The sequence below is a fragment of the Mucilaginibacter jinjuensis genome (assembly GCF_028596025.1).
GTDB lineage: Bacteria > Bacteroidota > Bacteroidia > Sphingobacteriales > Sphingobacteriaceae > Mucilaginibacter > Mucilaginibacter jinjuensis.
The window spans coordinates 6,121,847-6,143,682 of sequence record NZ_CP117167.1 but is presented as its reverse complement, the minus strand read 5'-3'; the positions used below and the strand labels follow the sequence as shown (position 1 = coordinate 6,143,682).

The following is a 21,836-nucleotide window of genomic DNA, read 5'->3' as shown; positions in this document are numbered from 1 at the left end:
CTATTTACCATTTAATTGGTCAAAATATTTTTTAACTTTTTGTTTATAGTACAGGTTCAGGTCCGGAGATACAGTTTTCAACTGTTCTGTTTGCTTTACTTTTAGCTGCTGATAGTTCTGCAACGCCTTTATATAGCCGGGAGGTATATCTTTACCCGCCGTACTTTGTCGTTGCTTATCCTGCTCACGTTCCTGTTCTGCCTTCTCTGCCTCAAGTAACCGGGTCTGGATCTGCTGTTGCCTTTTCAGTGATTCCTCACTAATACGTCTGTTTACGAGATCATTTTCGGTTTGTTCCATTTGTTTTGCAATTTTATCCAAATTTCCTGTACCGTTTTTCCCGTCTTTTAGTTCATTTCTGTTGTACTGTTCAACCGCCTGCCTAATCATTTGCTGTTGCCGGGCCATACGTGCCAGTTGCTCGCTTTGGCTTTGCTGCTGGCTTTGTCCCGGGTTTCCCTGCTGCAATTGATCACGCATTTTCTGCATATTATTATTCAATTGCTGCTGCATCTGGCTTAACTGCTGCAAACTTTGCTTTGACTTCCCCTTGCCACCTTTTGCATTTTTCATCGCGTTTTGCAATTGGTCGAGGACTTCATTCAACATTAGTGCCAAGTTGTTCATCGAAGTCATGGCATACTGCTGGTTCTTGTTAGCTTCTGCCGTTCTTCGGTCCCCTAAATTATCAATTGCTTTATTAATATGATCATTAATAGAGCTAATTTCTTCATTTACTGTTGATTGTATTTGCGGAACCCGCTTGCTTAATGAATAAAGGCTGTCTTCGGCTGTTTTTAAATTGTCTTTTATATCTTTTTGTTGTTGCGAAAGGGTGACATAATTAGGGTCTGATGCGCTGGTTGACCTGAACGTTTGCATCAATTTTTCCTGATCGAATGAACTGTTTACCAGATTTTTAAGTAACTCGCGCAATTGCTGTGCACTTAAATTTGTTTCTTCGCCCTCTTGCTCTTCGTTATCCTGTTTTAGTTTTTTACTTAATTGCTGCATTTGCTGCGCCGCGTCTTTTTGCGATTTGGCCGCTTTTTGCATGTTATTTTTGTTTAGCTCATCCGAGCTTTTATCCATCTGCTGATCTATTTGGTCAGCATCCTTTTTTGGGTCATCTAATTTAGGCTGATTTTCTATTTGTTCGGCTGATTTTTTAAGGTCATCCAAAGATTTTTTTATATCCTGAAAATCCTGCTTAACTTTTTGCTGTTGTTGCAGTAAATCTTGTTTGTTGGCCCCCTGCTGTTGTGCCTGGTCAGCAAGCTTTTGTTGTTGATCGGCCAGTTGGTTCAACTGGTTAATATTTTGGTTCAGTTTCTGATCGAACTCCATTTTTTTATAGAGTTCCAGCATCCGGTCAAGCTCTTTTTTCAGAGATTTATTATCGTTCTGCATTTGCGAAAGCTGTTCGCGGGTGCCATCTTTTTGTTGCTGTTGCAGCATCTCTTGTAAAGCTTGCAGCATTTGCTGGGTTTTTGGGTCGAGCAGGTTTTGCAGCAACTTATCCATCTGGTTCTGCATCTCGGTTACCTGCTGGCTCTGCTGCTGATTTTGCTGGCGATTATACAGGTTCTTCTTATTCTCGTCCTGCACCTCTTTTACTAAATCATTCAGATCTTTTCTTTTTTGGAGGAGATCTTCTACCTGTTTCTTCTCATCAAAAGTGAGGGATGATTTATTTAACAGGTTTTGGTTTAAGCGCTGCGCCTCGCGCTCCAATTGCGCTGCCAGTTTAGCTGCCGATTCCATTTTTTGCTTAACCTGTTGCGTGCCGTTGTTCAACTCATTGGCAATTTGCTGTTCGGTTGGCATATCCAACTCTTTCTCTGGTGTGCGCGCCGATTTTGGACCTGCTACTGCGTCATTATCAGCTACTTCACAATAATAGTTGATATGATCGCCTGGTTTGGCTTTCAGATCCTTTAAATTCCAGAAGTAAAAAAAGTCTGATTGTGTATGACTTAAATCGGCCTTAACGGACTGCGAATAGGAAACAACCTTACTGTTTTGATCTGCCGATTTTACGGTATAATGAAAACGTAATGAACTAAAGCCATGATCGTCCTGAATTTTTCCATTGAAGTATAAGGCTTTCATGCTTACCGAATCCTGTTTTTCGGTAGTGGTGATAACCGGTGCTTCGTCGGCAATAACATTGATATGGTAACCGGTAGAATCTGACTTACTCACCTGTTCATTAATGGGTTTCAGTGAATAGGCGGAAGGTTTTAAAATCCGCTCGCTATAAGTAAATACATCATTTGCCGAAGGTTTAAGCTGATGCACATTGCCATTCACCGCAAAAAGTAAAGCGTCGGCATGTTGGGTATGAAGTTTCCAGTTTACTATGGTACCTGTCGGGATGGTTAAATCTCCGGCATTGCTAATTACTTCATTTTGTTTATGTAGGTAAGCAGGGTAGGTAAGAGCAGCATCAAAATGTAAAAGCGATGGCCGCGCATTGATAATGATTTGATATTTATCAGAACTATAACCGCCGCCGCTTAAGTGAAATGTGGTGCTATGTTGCAGATTGGTAAACTGATAGCTAAAACTACTGATGCTTTGTTTATCGAGTTTAAAAGTATGATCGTCTGTTTCTATGTAAACAGACGAAGGTAATTGATCCCCGGTTAATTTAAGTTGCAGCTTAAAATCTTCGCCCTGTGTGGCAGAAAGCTTATTATTTAATACCACGAATTTGAAAGGAGCAACAGGCGCAAAGTATTCGTTATGCTTAATGAGCCTGCGAGTGCCTTCAGTTAAAATTGCTGGGGCAACCAGTGCCAGGATAAGGATTAACGCTGCCGGAGCCAGTACCCATTTCAGTTGTTTCACATTTTCATGCAAATCAACCGCAGTTGGGAAACGTACCGGGCGTAGTGTTTCTATTTTTTGGTCGATGCTGGCTTCTATCAGCTGCCTGTGTAGTGGATTTTCATCGGCCAAAACTTTAAGCTGAAGCGTGTTCAACAATTTATCCTGTACCTCTGTAAAATGCCGGCCAATAATTTCGGCGGCCTGGTGGTGGGTTATGGTATTGCCCAGGTTTAAATAAGCCAGTAACGGCGGCAATACCAGGCGCACAATAATTATGAGGTTTAACAGAATGAAACCGTAAAAAATCAGCGTCCGGAAAAAGGTGGTAAAGTGGCCTAGGTACTCGCTGAGGGTTGCAACAATGTAACCGGTAAATAGAACGGCCGCCCAGAAAATAATACCGCGCAACAATTTATTGATGTAATACCGGCGGATAAATACATCTATTTTTTCTATCAGTAAATGGTAATTGCCACTTTGGTACATGTATCGAAAAAATAAAAATACTAATTTTTGTTATAACGTTTTCGATATGGCGGTAATTGTGACCATCAGCTTAATTGTTAGTGCCTATATTTGCAGGCTATGAAGAACGGAATTATCATAATGGCCGTTGCTGTTGGCCTAGCCATAGCATCGTGCAAGCAACATACAAGTACAACTGAGGCTGCTTCTGTTAAAAAAGATACAGTTGTAAAAACAGATAGCACCTATTTAATAGGTGTTTGGTTAGATCAGGAAATTAAAACCGAAAAAGGGGATCAGGTTGCCTATGAACTGGTAAGCCAGGGTAAAAAAACCTTTATCCAGGTAATTACTTTTACCGAAAAGAAACTGGATATTGATGATAACCCTCGTATTGCACCAGGCGCATCGCAATTAAAAGCAAGCGGGAACAAATACATCAGCGTTGACCGCCCGAACGAAATTTACATGGTTGGCAAAAATGGAGATCTGTTTATTTATGACGAGACAGGCCTGATTGCCCAATGCAAAAAAATGTTATAATTAGAATTTATATTTCTTCAACGTGTTTCTGTAGGCCAGTTTTTTAATGATATAAGGCTTTTGTTGTAAGGCTAAGAAGTTTTTAAAGGCCTGCTTTTTATTAGCTGTCATATCATTACTAAAACGATTATAAAACCGACGGGTGGTTATAAACTCGGCTGAGAGATAATCCTTTTTGCCTTTTACCGAAACCAATAGCTCTTTAAAAGCGCTTCGGTATTTGTTTTTGGGTTTTACATTACCGCTTATGCTTACGTTATTTTCGTGCTTACGGTATTTAACGAGGGGTAATGGGAGGTATTCGGCTTTACCGAAAGTAAGCGCAGTTAAGGCCATCCACACATCGTGATTTAGCAGAACATCATCCGGAATTTCGGCAAAGCGGCGTTTTAGTTCCGGGTTAATAAGTGATGCACAGCCGTTAACAAAGTTGCTGAAAAACAAGGTCTCCAGATTGTGCTGGTAGTGATGTTGCCCGCGTTCATTACGAAAAGAAGGGTTCAATACCTCATCATGTTGGTTAACCAGTATCAAATCTGTGTAAACCATGCAGGGAATTTGAGGATCATCAATTTGCTGCATTAGTGCTGCCGATTTTTCCAACTTATCTACCAACCATTCATCGTCCTGGTCTGACAGGGCAATATAATTTGCATCATCTGCTAACGCAACTGCTTTTTTGAAATTGGCCACCAAGCCAAGCTGATGATCATTTACTACATAACGGAGTTTATGCTGTTGTGCGTATTTTTCGAGTATGGCAACGGTTCCGTCTGTAGAGCAATCATCGCACACAATAAATTCGGAAGGGGGTAGGCTTTGGTTCAGGATAGATTGGATCTGCTGTTCCAAATATTTTTCGCCATTATAGGTTGCCATAACTACAGAGATTTTCATCAACTATTCTGCTTTAGAAAATTTTGCCTTCACAAAATCGAGAAGACTAAACACAAAATTATTGCGGAATATGAATAACTGCAAACCGATATAGCTTAAAGCGCAACCCACTATAGAAATAATGAGCGTGTAAATCAACGGTAAAGCCATATAATGTGCCAACCATATAACCGGGATAAATATTAAAGCGCTTAATACCGATTTTAAAACCAATGGCCACTCGTATTTAAACGTGAAATATTTTTTAATAAAGTAAAAGTATAGCCCGGTAACCATAACTTCTGAACCGATATTGGCAATTGATGAGCCTACCTCGTGAAAACACGGCGTTAACAATACATTGAGGATCAGGCTGGTTATTAGACCGCCAAGTACACATAAAAACATTTCCCTGTTTTTGCCTGCGGGTACCAGTATCAAAAACAAAAACATGTGGCCCAGGCCAATAATAAGCGGCAGTACAGAAAGGATGCGCATGCTCAGCGTGGCCGGCAAAAACTCCTTTCCCGAAAAAAGAGAAATAAACTCGGGGGCCAGTAAAGCCAATCCAAAAACAACAGGGATGGCAAAAAACATCAAAAACCTAAATGTCTGATTTAAGGTGTCCTGTACTTGTGTAAAGTTTTTATCGGCGAAATCCTTTGCTATTTTAGGCATTAGTATAACACCCATTGAGGTTACAAATGGAATAGCAATTTTGCTGAGTTTAACAGCTGCAGTATATAACCCCACTGTTTTATCATTTGATAAAAAGCCGAGCAATACGGTATCCATTTCGGTGTACATGCTTGCAGCCAGTGTGGTGCCCAATATAAATAACAGGGGCATGATATGTTTACGTAGCTGTAGATCTTTAAATGTGAGTTTAATTTTACTGCGGATGAGGAACAAGCTTAATATATTGTTCCCTAAAAAAGAGAACATCATAATGTAGAGGTATAAGCGGTAATCGGCCCGATCTTTAATAAAGGTGTACAATAAACCAAGCCCGATAAGTTTAAATAATACCGAGCGCAAGGCAATGGATTTAAACTGCTCCATACCACTAAACACCCACTCTATGGCGGTAAAGCCGAGCAATATAAGTAAGGTTGCAACCAGGTACATATTCTTATTGAGCCTGAAATAAGGAATGGTGAAAATAACAACCAGGTATATCAGCGCGAGGCTGATGCAGGTTAAGGCATGAATAGAGATCAACTCTGAAAAAACCTTCGACCGCCCTTTAATATCATCTTTATAACGGGCAATTTCTTTCATGCCATAGATAGGTACACCCATACTGGCAATGATGGAAAAATATAAAGCGAACGAAAACACAAACTGCACCCTGCCAATACCCTCTGGCCCCAAAACACGCGAAACATAAGGAAAGCTAAGTATTGGAAACAACAGGTTAGCCAGTGTAAGCAATAAATTATAAAAGTAATTTTTGGCCATTTTTTAATTCGGCAATTTGCTTTATATGTATAAAGCATCGAAGATAGAGTTTTAGTTTTTATTGTAATTACTAACACCAAGATGCTAACCGCATAAATAGCACGAAACCTTGACTTGGCTTACTGGTATAAAGCTTCTTTGCAAGCAAAAACGATTTAGTATGCATTATCTTGATGTTATAAAATGTTTATTTGATTATGCTACTTTAGCTTTTAATTATCTTCGCATAAATTGGCGTTATAAACTAAAATATGATCTACCTTAATAAATCTGTAACCGATATTGTACAACTTGGAAGAGAAAAGCATAACGAATATGTTAATGCCTCACCATTCCCCAATATTGTAATTGATAATTTTTTTGATGAGGAAATGTTGGAGAAAGTGGCCGGAGAGTTTCCTGATCTTTCTAAACTGAAGGACGTTAAAGCATACGATAACCAGAACGAAAAAAAATTAGAGGGAAAAGGAGAACGACATTTTAGTGAGACTGGCCGCCTGCTGGCGCATTATCTTAATTCTGAACCTGTGCTCCAGTTTTTGCAGGAATTAACGGGAATTAAAGAAACTTTACTGCCCGATCCGTATTTTGATGGTGGCGGCTACCACGAAATTAAACCAGGCGGATTATTGAAAGTACACGCAGATTTTAATAAGCATAAAGATACCATGCTTGATCGCCGTATTAACCTCCTGGTATATCTTAACAAGGATTGGGAAGAAAGCTTCGGTGGGCATTTTGAGCTTTGGGATAAAGACATGACCGCCGCCCAGCGTAAAGTGTTACCCATATTTAACCGGGTAGCCATTTTCTCTACAACCGATTATTCATTTCACGGCCATCCAAACCCATTAACCTGCCCGGCAGACCGTAGCAGAAAATCAATGGCTTTATATTACTATACCAATGGCCGCCCCAAAAGCGAGCTTAATCCTAAAGCCCATGCTACCTTATTTAAGGGCAGGGCTGGGGTAAAAGATGATGTAAGCAAAGAACCAGTTACTTTTAAAGACATTGTGGTTGATTTGGTTCCGCCAATTTTGGTTAAAGCAGCAAAAAAGATATTGAGATAACATCAACATTTAGGTGATATATAAGGCGTTGTTAGAAACAACGCCTTATATATCTCGTTTTAATAAAAGGTTGCCTAATTAATCAAGATCTAAACAAGCTGTTTAATACAACAGTAAATCCGGTAATCTTTCTTCGGGATGTACAGTAGCCCGGTATCTTGTCCCGATAAGGATCGGGAAGATCGTGGGTTCGAATCCCACCATCCCGACAAATTCTAATTCAATTATCCGGGTCCTTTTTCTTTATTTAAGCCTGAATGAAAAAAGAAAAGACTTAGAATCAGTCACTTCGGCCATTAAACTCAAAAAACATCAAAAATATATTTTCAAAAGCTGATGTAAATTATATCTTTGCAGCCCATTCGGGATGTAGCGTAGCCCGGTATCGCGCCACATTTGGGATGTGGAGGCCGCAGGTTCGAATCCTGCCATCCCGACTTAAGCGATACCATTAAGTATCAAAAAGCCCTTAAATCTATGATTTGAGGGCTTTTCTGTTTTATTCCAGCCCAATTTATTCAAGTTATATCAAGGAAAATGTGCCCTATTCGGTGCCCCAATTATTAAATTTATATTTGGGCATAAATAGTATATTAAGTATTTGATAGTCAATTGATTACTTAGTTTATTTTGATGTTTTTTAGTACCATTTAGGGTGCCCTTTTGAACAAGGGTAAATGTGCCCCAATTCAAAGGCTCCTAAAGACCGTCAATCTGATGCTATTTGTAACTTAATAATTGACAATATGAAAGCAGCGAACAACACCTTTGGCATTATCTTTTACCTTAGAAAGTATAAAGCCACAACTGATGGAAAAACCCCGATCTATGCAAGGATTACTGTAAATGGTAGCCGGATCGACATTTCCGTTAAACGCTCTATTGACCCTTGTAACTGGAATGCCAATAAAGGCATGGCAAAAGGAAGCCGTGAAGAAATTGTAAAACTAAATAACTACTTAGAGCAATACCGTTCGGGCATTGTGGAGTCATATCAGCAACTCCTGTTGCAAAAACGATTAATCACAGCCGAGCTGGTTAAAAATAAATTTACCGGGGAAGACCAGGCAGCGTTCACTTTATGTAAGCTTATGGAATATCATAATACCGAACAGGGGCAGATTTTAGAACCAGGTACTATGAAAAACTACTATACAACGCAGAAGTATATTCAGGAGTTTATTAGGGAGCGCTTTAATACGAGTGATAAATATCTGTCAGAGTTAAGCTATAAGTTCATTACTGATTTCGAATACTACCTGAGAAACAGGAAACCGGAAAAGGGCCAAAAGGCCTTGGAAAATAATGGTTTAATGAAACACCTGGAAAGGCTGTGCAAGATGATCAACCTTGCTGTCAGGTTGGAATGGCTTGACCGCAATCCATTTCAGGCTTACCAGTTAAAGTTTGACAAAGCGGAACGGGAATATCTTACAAAAGACGAATTAGTAAGGATCGAAGTCAAGAAATTCAGCATTGTACGGTTACAGGTCGTTCAAGACCTTTTCATTTTCAGTTGCTACACAGGGTTAGCGTATATAGATGTGTTTAATTTAACACCTGACAATCTTGTAGAAATGTCTGCCGGTAATCTTTGGATTATGACCAACAGGCAAAAAACTAATGAGCCTGTAAAAGTACCGTTGCTACCAAAAGCACTCGCCATCATTGAAAAATATAAGGTTCATCCACAGGCATTAGCAGAAGGCAAGGTATTGCCTACATTGAGCAATCAAAAGCTGAATAGCTATTTAAAGGAAATTGCCGATTTGTGTGATATTCTCAAACCGCTCACGTTTCATATTGCCCGGCATACGTTTGCTACGACTGTAACATTGACCAACGGTGTTCCTATTGAAACCGTAAGCAAATTACTTGGACACACCAAGCTGAGTACTACACAGATTTATGCCAAAGTCATTGATAGTAAGCTTAATGATGATATGAATCTCTTAAAACAAAGACTTTCTGTCTAACATATTCAAGCTGGGCAAACGCCCGGCATTTTTAACTTTTTTTAATTATTTTTGTATGAACACATTACAGCGAACCATGCGCAGCACCACTAATGATGACTTACGTTCCAAACCGGTTGCTAAACTTTCCGGAGAAGAATTGGCCGCAAGGCTTAACGGTACTGCAATTTCTGTTATAAAGGATGCATGGTCAAAAGGAGATTATATCACCTATTTCGACGAGCATCTTTGTCCCGACGAGCGCCACATGATCCACGAATTTCCTGATAGGAAAGAATTGGTTGTCATCGACAAAGAAGGCAAATCACATTTCGTTAAAATTCTTTAATCGTATTCTCAATGAACCCGCAACTATTGATCATAGGCGGGCCTAATGGTGCTGGTAAGTCTACTTTTTCAAAAGACCTATCACCCGAAGGTGCGCTTATTTATGATGCTGATATCGTCAAGGCACGAATATCAGCCAAATTCCCTGACTTGCCGGATGAAAGTATTTATTACGCGATTGAGCAGGATTACCTGGATAATATAGATGCAATTTTAAAGTTGCGACAACATTTTACTGTGGAGACCAATTTCAGGGATGCTGGATTGCTGAGTACCGTAACCCGTTTCAAAGAAGCCAGTTATGATACCACTTTGGTTTATATGTGTTTACGAAGCGTTGAACAATCTATGGATCGTGTTAACCGAAGGGTTAGAAATGGCGGCCATTTTGTTGACAACAATAGCATTAGTTATAACTTCAACAAAGGATTGAAGAACTTGGAATACTTTGCAAATAGGTTTGATAATATTGAGGTCATAGATGTCTCAAATGATGTACTACATATTAAGTCATTACTAAGTGTTCAAGATAAGCAGTTGATTTATTATGACGAAAACTCACCTGACTGGACGAAGAATTATCTTCAGAATATCGCCCGACAGTATACTAAACCCGATCTGGACCGCGATCAGGATGAAGATAGATATAGAGGCCCAAGGCGTTAATAAGCAAAGACAAAGTATTATAGATATATTCATATATAAAGCCCTACACCAAAATTGTAGGGCTTTGATTTTGGCAATCGTTTTGTAGCTTTATTTAAAAGCACTACCTAAACAATATGAGGCCACAATATTTTAAGCATAGAGCTGTATTCGACTTCAATAGAGACACCAACGACATTGGCTTTCCATTGCCGTGGAAAAAAGGAAATGAAGACAATCATTTCCTTTTCCGTCTTTACAGGAAAAATAAAGAGCAATACGAGCTTTTCTATCAACACCAACTTAGTTTCTTTTTAAGCTGTTATAATGATGCTACCGAACAAGAGTTTTTTATTCATCTTAAGCAGATTATCACTGATACTATTTCGGAACTTGTCAACAGGAACCGCTATACCTCGAAGCATGCGCAGGAGCGTAAAAACCGAATGCAATTACAAGAGTTTTTGGATTATCTGAACTCCATTGACCAATGGTTTATTCAGTCTACAGATCAAGAAACCATAAAACGCCAATTGGAAGAGATTGCAAAGCTGAACAGTGAAAACAAAAAGCTTAAAGAAGAAAATAAGAAACTCCGGGAATTGGAAACTAAAGACTACATCGACATTCGCGAGGGCAAGCAACGAACACTCTATCATTTGATGTTACAGATCAGGGAACTCAAACTCGACGATAGTAAAGAACTGGCAAACGCTACCACCCTGAATATATGGAGTAAAATGATTGCTAAGTACTTTAGAGTAGGCGGCAAAGAAATCAGTGTTGAAAGCGTAAAGCGTTATTTCCCGCCTGATAATGATGCAGACCTTGCTAAATATAAAGACATACCTCAAAAAGACAAGCTATTTACCATAATTCCGGCGAAGAAAAGAAGTTTATAAAAATACGCCCTTGCCATCTTTTGTAAAACCCCTCCATTTAATAACTATTTGTATTATAGTTAATTATATTTCTCTTTAACCTTTCCATAACCACTATAATTTGACCTTTAAATTTTTGGAGGTCACGCTTGCGCTGTTTTTATATTTTCATTTGTGGCATGGAGTTACTCAACTACGAAGCCCTAAGCCAATGTATCAGGGATGCAGTCAGGGCAGAATTACAAGAACATTTTAGAGCAGGCAAATACCCGCCGCACGATGAGCGGCTGTTATCCAAACAGGAGCTGGCCGAGGAGTTGGGCGTGTCCTTAGTCACGCTTACAGACTGGATGAAAAAGGGGCTGCCCTTTTTGCGCTTACACAAACGGGTATATTTTAAAAAGAGCCGGGTGCTCGAAATCATGCAACAAAAATTTAAAGATCAAGGAGGAAAAGATGAATGTAGAATTAATCACAAAGGAAGATTTAAAGCAGTTTAAAAATGAGATGTTAACCGAGATGAAGCATCTCTTAAAACCCGGCCAGGGACAAAGCAAGCAGTGGCTTAAAAGCTATGAGGTAAGGAAGCTATTAAACATATCGCCCGGTACCTTGCAGAATTTAAGAGTTAACGGAACGCTTCACTATACTAAAATCGGTGGTCTGCTTTATTATAAAACAGAAGATATCGAAAAGCTATTGGAGGGCAATATCAGATAGGTTTCGCTTGCGAAACCCGAGGCAAAGCTTTGGAAAAAAGCGGTATTTCATAGCGCTTGCGGTATAACTGTATATCTAAATATACCGGCCGGAGGCCGTTAACCAAAGTCATTTGCCGATAAGAAGCAAGTTTGTGTTTTTGTTCCACAAAAACATCCCGGATGCCTTCAGCACCGGGCAAACTTGCCTTTTGCGCCCGCTGGTTGCAAAAGGATTTAAGACGATAGGTTGGACTGATTTACCTCAGTGAAGGGAGTTTGATTATGGATGAGACATTGGACAGTTTAGGAAATAAAGGGAATAAATCCGCAACCACCCGAGTAAGAAACCGTGGAGGCAGGCCGGCAAAAAAAATAAAAAAAGCTATTGGCATTAGGGTAAGGGTGACTGCCACCGAGCGTTTTCTGGTTGAGACAAAAGCCCGGAAAGCGAATATGCGGATCAGTGATTGGTTCAGAGCAGCCGCATTAAAAGCAACCGTGATTGCACGGCTAACCGCTGAAGAAAGACAGTACCATCATGTACTGGCCGGGTTGGCCAACAATCTCAATCAGCTCACCAAGTTAGCGCATGCTAAAGGGTTAATGAGTATCGTCCTGAAGTGCGATGCGCTGCTGACAGAGATTGACAAAATCCTTAAACGGCTGACAAGCGATGATCGGGAAGATACCTAAACCGGGAAAGACTTTTGCAGGCTGTATTGAATATAACCTGCAAAAAAAGGATGCAGTTATATTGGATGCCCAGGGCATCCGTACCGGTAAGATAGCGGATACCATTGCTGATTTCAATTTCCAGCGAAAGTTAAATCCGGGCTTGGGCCAGGCAGTTGGCCATATCGTGCTAAGCTGGAGCAGCAAAGATGCTGACAAATTAAATGATGGGGCGATGGTGAACATTGCCCAAACGTATTTGCAGCGGATGAAGATACAAGACACACAAGTCCTGATCGTCAAGCATCAGGATAAAGATCATCCTCATCTGCATATCGTTTACAACCGGGTTAATAATCAGGGTAAAACCATATCCGATGCTTTTCAGTATCGAAATAACGTGAGGATCACTAAAGCCCTCACCTTGCAATACGGATTTTACATGGCACCGGACAAACGCAATGTAAACCGTCCACAACTTAAAGGGGCTGATAAGCTGAAATATGAATTGCATGATACGATCAAGACACTCAGTAAAAAGGTTACCAGCATGGATGAATTGAAAATGCTTTTAAAGCAGAATGGCATAGAGATGCTGTACAAATACAAGAGCGGTAGTAAAGAAGTGCAGGGCATTAGCTTTGCCAAAGGTGATGCTAAGTTCAAAGGATCAGAGATCGACCGTAGTTTAAGTTATGCCAATTTAAGCAAGGCAATTAGTCAACAGGTGCAAGCCAATGAACAGGCACAAGCACAACAAGCTCCGTTAAGTCTGGCAGATCAATTAAGGCAAGTTATTAAGGAACAGCAGGTCGAAATATTACCAGCTTTTATCCCTGATATCTCCATTTCAGATGACGTTGATGATGAGGCTATTTACGGTAAAAACCGCAGAAGAGAAAAGAAGCCCAGGATTAATTCTCGATAGAAATAAGGAAGTGGACTATTTAAAGCAACAAAATGGATAAACAAAACAACCCCAATAGATCCTTATCAGAAGAAATTCTTGATGATTTAATCATCCGGATGGATAAGTTAGAAAATCAGGAAATTCAAATGCCGGATTACAGCAGGCAGTTTGGAATGTTGGAAAAAGTAATCAAAGATGCTTTGCCGCAATTTGATAAGCCGCTTGCGGATATTCAACAGGTCGTTGAGCAGCAGAAAATGGTAGCCGAGCTACTGCAAAACCAACACAACGATGTAAAGGCAATCATAAAAGAGCTACCCAAATCTATACCCGTACGCCACACTCTTGACATTAAGGCCAAGGGAGTAACCTTCGCTATTATTACGGTATTCTTGCTTTTAGCTTTACTATTTGGTTTCTGCCTTCATTTATGGAATGAAAACAGCGGGCTGGAAGCGAACGATATCAAGTTTCGCTCGATACGTCAAATGTCGCCGGAGTGGACGCATTGGGCAGATACTACTTATGCACGTAACCCAGAAGCGATGAAGAAGAACACAATCAAGTTTGAAAATGATGCCTTAGAAAAAGCGGAAGCCGAAGCAATAGCCAAGCAGAAGGATAAAGAGGCAAAGGACGCTAAAAAGAGGTTAAAAAAGCTCAGAGCCAAAAAATGAGGAAAAGGTTACTCATCAAATCTCAGGTCAAGAAAAAACAAAGTCCCTTTACACTTCCTGCTTGGGGACTTCAACCTAAACCTTATCACAATTGGACAATAGAATTGCCCGATTGACGCGAAGTTAATATTTTCAAAGTGGCTTTCTGTTATTTGCCTTTTAACAACTCGTTTTTTTCCTTTTCAGCTTGTAGTAGCCTTTCTAACAATGCAACCTTTTCATCATATAAGGTCACAATCTTTTCAATCGGACTAAAGTTGTAATAATGGCCATAAGATGCGGCATGGTCGTTATAAGTATTCGCTATGAAATTTATGGTGGCTTCATCACTATAGTTTTTTATAGCATCCGCAGATACACCTAATATCCCAGCCACTTTTTCTAACACATCATCCTCAATAGTCTCGCTTTGCTCAATGCGTGATACTGTTTGTTGACTTACGCCTAATTCAGAGGCCATAATCTCCTGTTTGATTCCGCGAAGTTCACGTATACGGCTGATCTTTCTGCCGATATGTGTATTGGATGCTTTAGATGATGTTTCCATAGACTCAAATATACGATTTTTCCTTTTGGTAAAAATATCGGCTTTATGGGTAAAATACCCGTGAATTGGGTTTTATACACAGCATACGTGTTCGAAATTTGATTATACAGCAAATCAAAAAACGACATGAAAGTAATTATCAACAACATCAATATTTACCACATTCATGATAATCGGTATTACAATAATGGTATTAACAGCGAATTGAATGTGGGTTACGGAAAAATGGAAGATGCCGATCTGACGGAAGATTTTTCGCAAATTATCGTCAACGATGATCTAAACAATGATGACAGCCCATTAATAGCACAATTGAAAGAGCGTATTCTTCAGAGTGAAATAGAAGTTAAACAGCTCTTAGATCAAATGAACAGCGAAACTAAATAAGCGTATCATGGAAAGAAAGAGCGTATACCTGCCAGCTTCACGGTATAAGGAGCTGGAAGAAATCATCAATGCACTAATCCAAAAATACAATGCAGAATACATTATCTGTTTCGGCTGCTTAAGTGATGCAAAAGAAAACACCAGTTGCTTCACCGGAGAAATAAAGCAAAATCATACTCATTACTTCTTGCTGATGATTACGACGGAAATAAACCGGATTGAACATGAGGTTCAGGATTATGTAAATACATTTACGGAAAAGACCAATATCACCATCGTTGTTCACGGGCTGGAAACCGTAACACATGCAATAGCAGAAGGTAGCCGATTCTTTACAGCCGTTTGCCGAGACGGATTCCAACTGTACTCGGCAAGCGGATTAAATTTAAATTTAGATTATCCCAACCTCAATCCCGCCACGACATTTTCCAAAGCGCAGAAACACTTCTACCATCGTTACGGCATGGCAGCAGGTTTTATGGAATCAGCTTATGTAAGCTATGACAATGGCTTCTATAGCAATTGTATGTTCGAGCTGCATCAAGCGGTTGAGCAGGCTTGTATTGCTGTGATAAGGGTATTTATGGCTTACCGCTCTGACATGCACAACCTTGCACGTTTGATTGATTTATGCAGCTGTTTTTCTGATGAACTAAAATTCTTGTTTCCAAGACGAACGGCGGAGGATAAACGCCTTTTTCAAATACTGCTAAAAAGCTATTCCGACACCCGTTACAAAGACGGGTACCAAATTGTCGATGAGGATGCAGATAAGTTGTGTACACATGTCAAAGAGTTCCTGGATTTGATTAAGGCACTTTGCAACAAAAGATTAAAAGAGTACCGGCAGGCGGCAGAGGAAGCAGGCAAAAATATCGAGGATTATATCCCGGTATTGCCTGCCTCCCTGTTTGCTTAATAAATCCACAGCTACCATTTCTTAAACATATTATCATGGCAAAGAAGCAAAAATTAGGTATGATCCTATCACCTGATACTTTTTATTATGTGATACCATTTGAAAGGCCTGACCAAAAGTTAACAAGAGAAGTGCTCGACAAACATTTTGCCCCGCCTAAAGGCAGGCAGGCTTACATGGGTATTCATACGGAATTTAAAGGCTTTAAATATGATTTAGTACATGTTGCGGTTAAGTTACCTGATAACTCTGAAAATATGCTGTTTCTTCATGTTGGCTTAATAGAATTGGATGTAGCATGTACTTGTGGGATGCCAGATGAAAAGCTTTGTCATCATGCCTATATGGGTTTACATAGCCTGGCCTGGTATGACTATTTACAATTGGATAGATACTATTGGCCTGGAATCACCTCAGACGAAAAAGTGAAGCACAAGTTTTTAAACCTTGAAGTTAAGCCCGATTGGATTACCGTTAAACCCAAACTACAATACGGAAATATCTTTAAGCCTAATATTGGGTTTAATGGTGGTCAACTGCCCGCTATTGAGAAGCCGTCTAAGTTAGAGAATGTGGTTGTTGGAGAAAAGGAAGCCATCGCGTATTGCTTAGCTTATAACTTTGGTAATTACTCTAGTTCACATTTAGCCGTTTTAGTGCCTGGTTTGGGGATAACCAACAAATACAATAATGAAATTTCAAGCTTTATCCTGTTTGGCAGGGAGGATAAACCTATAATCCATCTCAACTATACCACCGGCCAACAGCAGTTAAATACAATAGGACTTCAACAATACCAAATAGCAAAAGGCCTCGACGACCTGCCCGATGAGGGGAAAAAACAAGCCTTATCTAAAGCCAAGCAAGCGATGATAACCCTATGGGAGCAGGCCATTCCTTTGCTTTTGAATGAGAAATTTACTTTCCGCTACTATACCCACTGGATAAAGTATATGCGGGATAAGCCGCGCAAAGCGAACATGCAAAATTGCAGGTTTGGTTTGGAAAAACCTGTTCTAAGCTTCTTACTAAAGTTTAATCAGAATCATTTTTCGTTACGAGCGGTTGTTACGGTTAATGGCAACACTTTAGAACTTAACGCCAAGCCGCATTTGTTTGTCATCGACGAACTAACAGATATATGTTATCTCATACACTCACTTCAGGATGACGAACTATTAATGTGGATGCTAAGAAACCATAACAGATTGACTGTATTGCGGGAGCATTTTGCAGAATTTCATCTGACTTTCCTGGAAAAACTCAGTTCTTGTTACGAGGTGCTGTTTTATAACCCAAAATCAAAAAAAACCACGATCTACGATTTTGAAATGATCGCTAACGAAATTAACCCAGAAAGTGATGGAAAATGATTTAGAGTTTAAAGAGTTGTCTCCTGATGACATCCGCAATTTACAACTGGGCATGAGGCATTTATTTACCAATTACCCGCATGAGGAACTAAAGAAGACCATTTGGGAATTGTACAGAGGCTGGGTTTATAATTCCGCGGAATATGTCAGCCCTAAAGAAATAACGGAAATGTTATTGTTGTATGAGGCTATGCTTGCATTTACAAATGATGTTCATGAGTATTGCCAATATCCTTAACAGAACTATTCTAAAAAGAAAGTGAACCGTGTTCATAGATAAATCTAAAACAGAATGTATTCTTCAAATGGAAACCTCACCTCGCGTCTGCGGCAAGCACCATACGGTGCCAGCCTCGCCGCCCCACAGGAATGATGTTCGCACCTTACATCATTCCTTTTCTCCCCTCTTAAAAAAAACCCTATTTCACCGCAACAGGCAAAGTTACCGACCGCCGGGTGAAAAGTCAAGGCTATACAAGCGAAGCATCTTTGTTTTGTTTTTTAGCGGAGCTTCGGCCTTGACATTTCATCCGGCTCGCGCTTTTGGTGCCTAAGCGGTAAAAGAGACGAACTGTTCAATGGCTATTTAATAATAAACCACATCCCATTTGTCAACTATAGTCAGTCTCTAATACATTTGCAGATGTCAAACCAAGCTGAGCGGAAGGGCAGTCTATGATGGCTATTCGCAAACAAGCGATTAAAGATCACATTTTTGTTGTTTTAAAGTACATTCTTAGAAGACGACGCTTCATTTTACCATTTCATCTACACTACGCTTCTGTTCTTGAGCATTGAAATGAAGCATCTGCCAACCATACGTCTTTTTCAGATGATTACTTTATTAACCGCAGTTACTCTATCGGTTTCAAATTTCAAAATGCAACCATAATGCATTATGAATATGCGATTAACAACTTATGCCATATTTAATTTTGGAGGCAATAACTCTGAAATATTTATTATGAAAAAACGGCTGATCCTAACCCTTCCAGTTTTACTGCTTGCCTCATGTGGACAAAAGCCATCTGCAACAAGTAAAATTACAGATTCAACTATTGTACATTCAGATAGTGGATCCATCACAAGAGATTCTGGACGTGTTAAAATAACCGGCCCAGATACAAGCATTAAGATTACGGAAGAATATGCAAAACTGGTAGGTCGTGATGCTTACTTCTGGGCATGGCCTATGGTAAATATTTATAATCGAAGGCTGGCCTTTACAAATGTAAAAGACTTTGCCATGGCAGGGCCACTTATCCAAGCACCACTTAATCGTTTTGGCATGTTGACCGATTATGTGATACCCACTGAACGTGCGATTGCGTGTCCGAACCAGGATGTAGTTTACGGCATCGGGGCGCTCGCCCTTGATTTGTCGCCGGTTGTAATACAGGTGCCCGATTTTGGCAATCGTTTTTGGGTATACCAAATAGTAGATCTTCGTACAGATGGATTCGCTCCGCTTGGTAAAATGCACAACACTAAACCCGGCTTTTACTTACTTGCGGGACCAAATTGGAAAGGTGATGTGCCCAAAGGCATTACTAAGGTTTTTCGTTCTTCTTCTAATACGGGCATTGTTGGGCCACGCGTATTTATGGACGATACGCCCGAAGACAGGAAAGCTATTCAGCCCGTGATTCAATCGATAATGATGTACCCGTTGGCAGAATTTGATGGTAAAATGAAAACAAAAGATTGGAGCAAAGTACCTAAAGTTGCTGGCGCTGCCGCAGGGAACGCGGAGGTAAGATGGGTATTCCCAGATAAGTTTTTTGATGAGTTGCCTACTGTTTTTGCAGATGCTCCGGCGCTACCCGGTGAGCAAGCTCGTTATGCGCAGGTATTAGCCGTAATAGCACAGGCTAGAAAAGATCCGAAGCTCAAAGCTGCTATGATCCAGGGTGCTACTGAGGCCGATCAATTACTTGTTACACCTCTATTCCAGTTCCGCAATTTTGGCAAGCAATTGCCTTATCATTGGAGCACCATTAATAATGGCTCTGCATGGGGAACAGATTATTTCACCCGCACAGCTACGGCAAAATCTAACATTTTGGTGAACATCCCCGAAGAGACGAGTTATTTTTATCAGGACCTTGATGAACACGGTAGCAGGCTTATTGGAAGTAATAATTACACAGTTACTTTTATCAAAGGACAAACCCCTCCGGTTAATGGCTTCTGGTCGCTTACAATGTACAATGAACATCATTTCTTCGAGATTAACAACTTAAACAGGTACTCGTTAGGCACCAAAAATAAAAATCTGAAATATAATTCAGACGGCTCACTTACCATATATGTCCAGTCCACAAAACCTTCTGAAGACAAGTTCGCCAACTGGCTTCCTTCCCCCAAGGGAGTATTCACTTTGTATCTGCGGGCTTATTGGCCAAAAGAAGATGTAATAAAAGGTTTATGGACCCCCCCAGCCGTAGTGTTGGCAAAATAATATTCGTTGTAATTACAATAAATAATTAAGTCGGCTTTAGTCCCAGCAATATACAGGGAACATCATTTCAGCATTTTTCAGGTTTTTAACGTACCAGGAAATAATTATAGTCATGAAAAGAATAATTTTTAACCTTGTCGCGACCCTGTTTTTTATAGGGGTATTGCCTGCGGGTTACGCACAAAACAATGAATCATCTACAAATAAACTATCAGACCTTTCAAAGACTACATTCAAACCAGCCGATATAAAAGAACAACTTATTTATCAACGGGGTATCGAGGCAGCCATTTGGGGACTTCCTGCTGTAAATTACGAGTTGATGCTTCAGGAAATGCTAAATAAAACATCTGGTAAACAGAATGAAATCATTTATTGGTCCCGCCCTGTTGACTGGCATAACCAAACACTTACACCAAATCCGGATGCCATTTATTTTATGGTATTCTTCAATACGAAGAATGTTGGGCCTTTAGTGATTGATGTACCTCCTGCCGACGGCGGATCATCATTTGCAGGTAACATCGACAACGTTTTTCAGATGCCGCTGGAAGACGCAGGGCCTTATGGTGCCGATAAGGGTAAAGGTGGTAAATACCTGATTCTGCCCCCCGGTTACAAGCAAAAGGCCCCGGTTGGTTATATCGTACTTCCAGCAGATACATATGAGGGTTATGCGTTACTCCGTTCCAACCTGCTCAGTCATAGCGATGCCGATATTACCAAAGCAAGAAATTATGGGAAAAGGCTCAAAGTTTATCCGTTATCAAAAGCAGGTCAAGAAGACAAAACCAAGTTTACTGATGCAAATGGGGTGCTGTATGATGCGACAATCCAATACGACGCTACATTTTTTCAATCTTTAAATCGGATCATTCAGGGTCAGCCCTGGCTTACACGTGATAAAGGAATGATTGACCAGCTTAAAGCAATAGGAATAGAAAAAGGGAAACCATTTAATCCTGATACAAGAACAACGGATATTTTAAATGCGGCAGCAAAAGGGGCACTTGCTTACATAGAAGTGATGTACGATGCCGGTTTTCCCCGACTCAATCCTGATGCGCACTGGGCAATACCAGCTATGCCGGACCTTATTAAAGCCGGATCATCGGGATATATAGAAACCGATATGTATCCTGTTGATGCGCGGGGCTTAACGTATGCTCTCGGATACGTTGGCATTAAGCGCTTGGGTACGGCACAGATCTATCTGATATCGGGCAAAGATAAAGAAAGCAACGCGCTAAGCGGGGCTGAAACCTATCGCCTCCACGTGCCTGCAAACGTGCCGACAAAACAGTACTGGTCTGCAACTGTATATGACCGCGCGACCCATGCATTAATTAAAAACCTGTCACGTGCAAGTTGCGCCTCAAACGACAAAGCAGTTCAGGTAAATAATGATGGTTCAGTGGATGTGTATTTTGGACCGAAGGCTCCCGCCGGAAAAGAAGCCAACTGGATTCCTACAAACCCCGATGGAAAATTTGAAGTTCTATTTCGCCTATATGGCCCTGAAAAACCCTTGTTTGAGAAAACGTGGAAACTTGGGGATATTGTCAAGCTGTAAAAAACAAAGTAGTATATAGAAAGCGGAAAGTTACTAAAGGTAAATTGTAAATTATATCATACAGTGACGAATGATTAAATATCTGTAACGATTCCTAATACATTCCAAAAGGGCGTACATACTATTGTTGGATAATTATTAATACATGGCAGCGACGGGCATATATGGGTGTCATACGGAGTTTAAAGGCTTTAAAAATGGTTTAGTATACATTGAGGTTAATTTGCCCGATGATTCTAAAACATGCTGTTTCTGCATGTTGGCTTATTGGAATTAGATGTGGGACGTATTTGCGGAATGCCAGATGAAAAGCTCTGTCATCATGCCTACGTGGGTTTGCATAGCCTTGCATGGTATGACTATGGACAATTGGATAGATACTATTGGCCTGTAATTACCTCTTGCTATTATTTTACGAGGCGATGTTTGCATTACAAATGATGTTCATGATTATTGCAAATATCTTAACAGAACTATCCTGAATATAGGTAAGCCGGAAGAATAGTATAATTAAAACAGGGCATACCTTTCAAA

The 21,836-nt window shown here is 40.2% G+C and carries 21 protein-coding genes and 2 tRNA genes; 19 read left to right on the top strand and 4 right to left on the bottom strand.

All coding sequences use genetic code 11. The annotated features are described in order from the left end of the window. Window positions 1-3,321, bottom strand: a complete 3,321-nt coding sequence (locus PQO05_RS26635) for a DUF4175 family protein (RefSeq protein WP_273630562.1) — start codon at window positions 3,319-3,321, stop codon at window positions 1-3. A gap of 99 nt (window positions 3,322-3,420) precedes the next feature. Here PQO05_RS26635 and PQO05_RS26630 point away from each other — a divergent pair, with 99 nt between their 5' ends. Beyond that, window positions 3,421-3,843, top strand: coding sequence for a hypothetical protein (locus PQO05_RS26630; protein ID WP_273630561.1), 423 nt, complete (start codon window positions 3,421-3,423; stop codon window positions 3,841-3,843). Here PQO05_RS26630 and PQO05_RS26625 read toward each other — a convergent pair whose 3' ends face one another. Together PQO05_RS26625 and PQO05_RS26620 are read right to left on the bottom strand one after the other, a co-directional pair. Further along, window positions 3,844-4,740, bottom strand: coding sequence for a glycosyltransferase family 2 protein (locus PQO05_RS26625; RefSeq protein ID WP_273630560.1), 897 nt, complete (start codon window positions 4,738-4,740; stop codon window positions 3,844-3,846). 3 nt (window positions 4,741-4,743) lie between these two features. Further along, window positions 4,744-6,180, bottom strand: coding sequence for a flippase (locus tag PQO05_RS26620; protein ID WP_273630559.1), 1,437 nt, complete (start codon window positions 6,178-6,180; stop codon window positions 4,744-4,746). A gap of 251 nt (window positions 6,181-6,431) precedes the next feature. Here PQO05_RS26620 and PQO05_RS26615 point away from each other — a divergent pair, with 251 nt between their 5' ends. The 12 genes from PQO05_RS26615 (at window position 6,432) to PQO05_RS26560 (ending at window position 14,042) form a co-directional block, all read left to right on the top strand. Next, window positions 6,432-7,253, top strand: a complete 822-nt coding sequence (locus tag PQO05_RS26615) for a 2OG-Fe(II) oxygenase (RefSeq protein WP_273630558.1) — start codon at window positions 6,432-6,434, stop codon at window positions 7,251-7,253. Between the two features lie 134 nt (window positions 7,254-7,387). Continuing rightward, window positions 7,388-7,462, top strand: a tRNA-Leu gene (locus PQO05_RS26610). Between the two features lie 154 nt (window positions 7,463-7,616). Further along, window positions 7,617-7,690, top strand: a tRNA-Pro gene (locus PQO05_RS26605). Between the two features lie 309 nt (window positions 7,691-7,999). After that, complete coding sequence (locus PQO05_RS26600; protein ID WP_273630557.1) at window positions 8,000-9,229, top strand: site-specific integrase; 1,230 nt, start codon at window positions 8,000-8,002, stop codon at window positions 9,227-9,229. 55 nt (window positions 9,230-9,284) lie between these two features. Next, window positions 9,285-9,557, top strand: coding sequence for a hypothetical protein (locus tag PQO05_RS26595; RefSeq protein ID WP_273630556.1), 273 nt, complete (start codon window positions 9,285-9,287; stop codon window positions 9,555-9,557). 11 nt (window positions 9,558-9,568) lie between these two features. Beyond that, window positions 9,569-10,222 (top strand): ATPase, encoded by a 654-nt coding sequence (locus tag PQO05_RS26590; RefSeq protein WP_273630555.1) that lies wholly within the window; start codon window positions 9,569-9,571, stop codon window positions 10,220-10,222. A gap of 116 nt (window positions 10,223-10,338) precedes the next feature. Next, window positions 10,339-11,103, top strand: coding sequence for a hypothetical protein (locus PQO05_RS26585; RefSeq protein ID WP_273630554.1), 765 nt, complete (start codon window positions 10,339-10,341; stop codon window positions 11,101-11,103). A gap of 158 nt (window positions 11,104-11,261) precedes the next feature. Then, window positions 11,262-11,582, top strand: a complete 321-nt coding sequence (locus PQO05_RS26580) for a helix-turn-helix domain-containing protein (protein ID WP_273630553.1) — start codon at window positions 11,262-11,264, stop codon at window positions 11,580-11,582. Continuing rightward, entirely contained in the window at window positions 11,539-11,802 is a 264-nt protein-coding gene (locus PQO05_RS26575) for a helix-turn-helix domain-containing protein (protein WP_273630552.1), read from the top strand. The genes PQO05_RS26580 and PQO05_RS26575 overlap by 44 nt, the downstream gene beginning before the upstream one ends. 263 nt (window positions 11,803-12,065) lie before the next feature. Beyond that, a complete protein-coding gene (locus PQO05_RS26570) occupies window positions 12,066-12,476 on the top strand; it encodes a plasmid mobilization protein (protein WP_273630551.1) in 411 nt (136 codons plus the stop codon). Beyond that, on the top strand, window positions 12,457-13,383 hold the full coding sequence (locus PQO05_RS26565) for a relaxase/mobilization nuclease domain-containing protein (RefSeq protein WP_273630550.1): 927 nt from the start codon (window positions 12,457-12,459) through the stop codon (window positions 13,381-13,383). Before PQO05_RS26570 ends, PQO05_RS26565 begins: the two co-directional genes overlap by 20 nt. 32 nt (window positions 13,384-13,415) lie before the next feature. Beyond that, window positions 13,416-14,042, top strand: coding sequence for a hypothetical protein (locus tag PQO05_RS26560; RefSeq protein WP_273630549.1), 627 nt, complete (start codon window positions 13,416-13,418; stop codon window positions 14,040-14,042). Between the two features lie 148 nt (window positions 14,043-14,190). Here the strand turns inward: PQO05_RS26560 and PQO05_RS26555 are convergent, their stop codons facing one another. After that, window positions 14,191-14,589, bottom strand: coding sequence for a helix-turn-helix domain-containing protein (locus PQO05_RS26555; protein ID WP_273630548.1), 399 nt, complete (start codon window positions 14,587-14,589; stop codon window positions 14,191-14,193). 126 nt (window positions 14,590-14,715) lie between these two features. Between PQO05_RS26555 and PQO05_RS26550 the strand changes: the two genes are divergently transcribed. The 6 genes from PQO05_RS26550 (at window position 14,716) to PQO05_RS26525 (ending at window position 21,302) form a co-directional block, all read left to right on the top strand. Next, complete coding sequence (locus PQO05_RS26550; protein WP_273630547.1) at window positions 14,716-14,976, top strand: hypothetical protein; 261 nt, start codon at window positions 14,716-14,718, stop codon at window positions 14,974-14,976. 7 nt (window positions 14,977-14,983) lie between these two features. Further along, entirely contained in the window at window positions 14,984-15,895 is a 912-nt protein-coding gene (locus tag PQO05_RS26545; protein ID WP_273630546.1) for a HEPN domain-containing protein, read from the top strand. Beyond that, window positions 15,796-17,268 (top strand): hypothetical protein, encoded by a 1,473-nt coding sequence (locus tag PQO05_RS26540; RefSeq protein WP_273630545.1) that lies wholly within the window; start codon window positions 15,796-15,798, stop codon window positions 17,266-17,268. The genes PQO05_RS26545 and PQO05_RS26540 overlap by 100 nt, the downstream gene beginning before the upstream one ends. Next, window positions 17,258-17,506, top strand: a complete 249-nt coding sequence (locus PQO05_RS26535; protein ID WP_273630544.1) for a hypothetical protein — start codon at window positions 17,258-17,260, stop codon at window positions 17,504-17,506. The genes PQO05_RS26540 and PQO05_RS26535 overlap by 11 nt, the downstream gene beginning before the upstream one ends. A gap of 726 nt (window positions 17,507-18,232) precedes the next feature. Next, on the top strand, window positions 18,233-19,729 hold the full coding sequence (locus PQO05_RS26530) for a DUF1254 domain-containing protein (RefSeq protein ID WP_273630543.1): 1,497 nt from the start codon (window positions 18,233-18,235) through the stop codon (window positions 19,727-19,729). Between the two features lie 112 nt (window positions 19,730-19,841). After that, window positions 19,842-21,302 (top strand): DUF1254 domain-containing protein, encoded by a 1,461-nt coding sequence (locus tag PQO05_RS26525; protein WP_273630542.1) that lies wholly within the window; start codon window positions 19,842-19,844, stop codon window positions 21,300-21,302. Window positions 21,303-21,836: the final 534 nt, after the last annotated feature.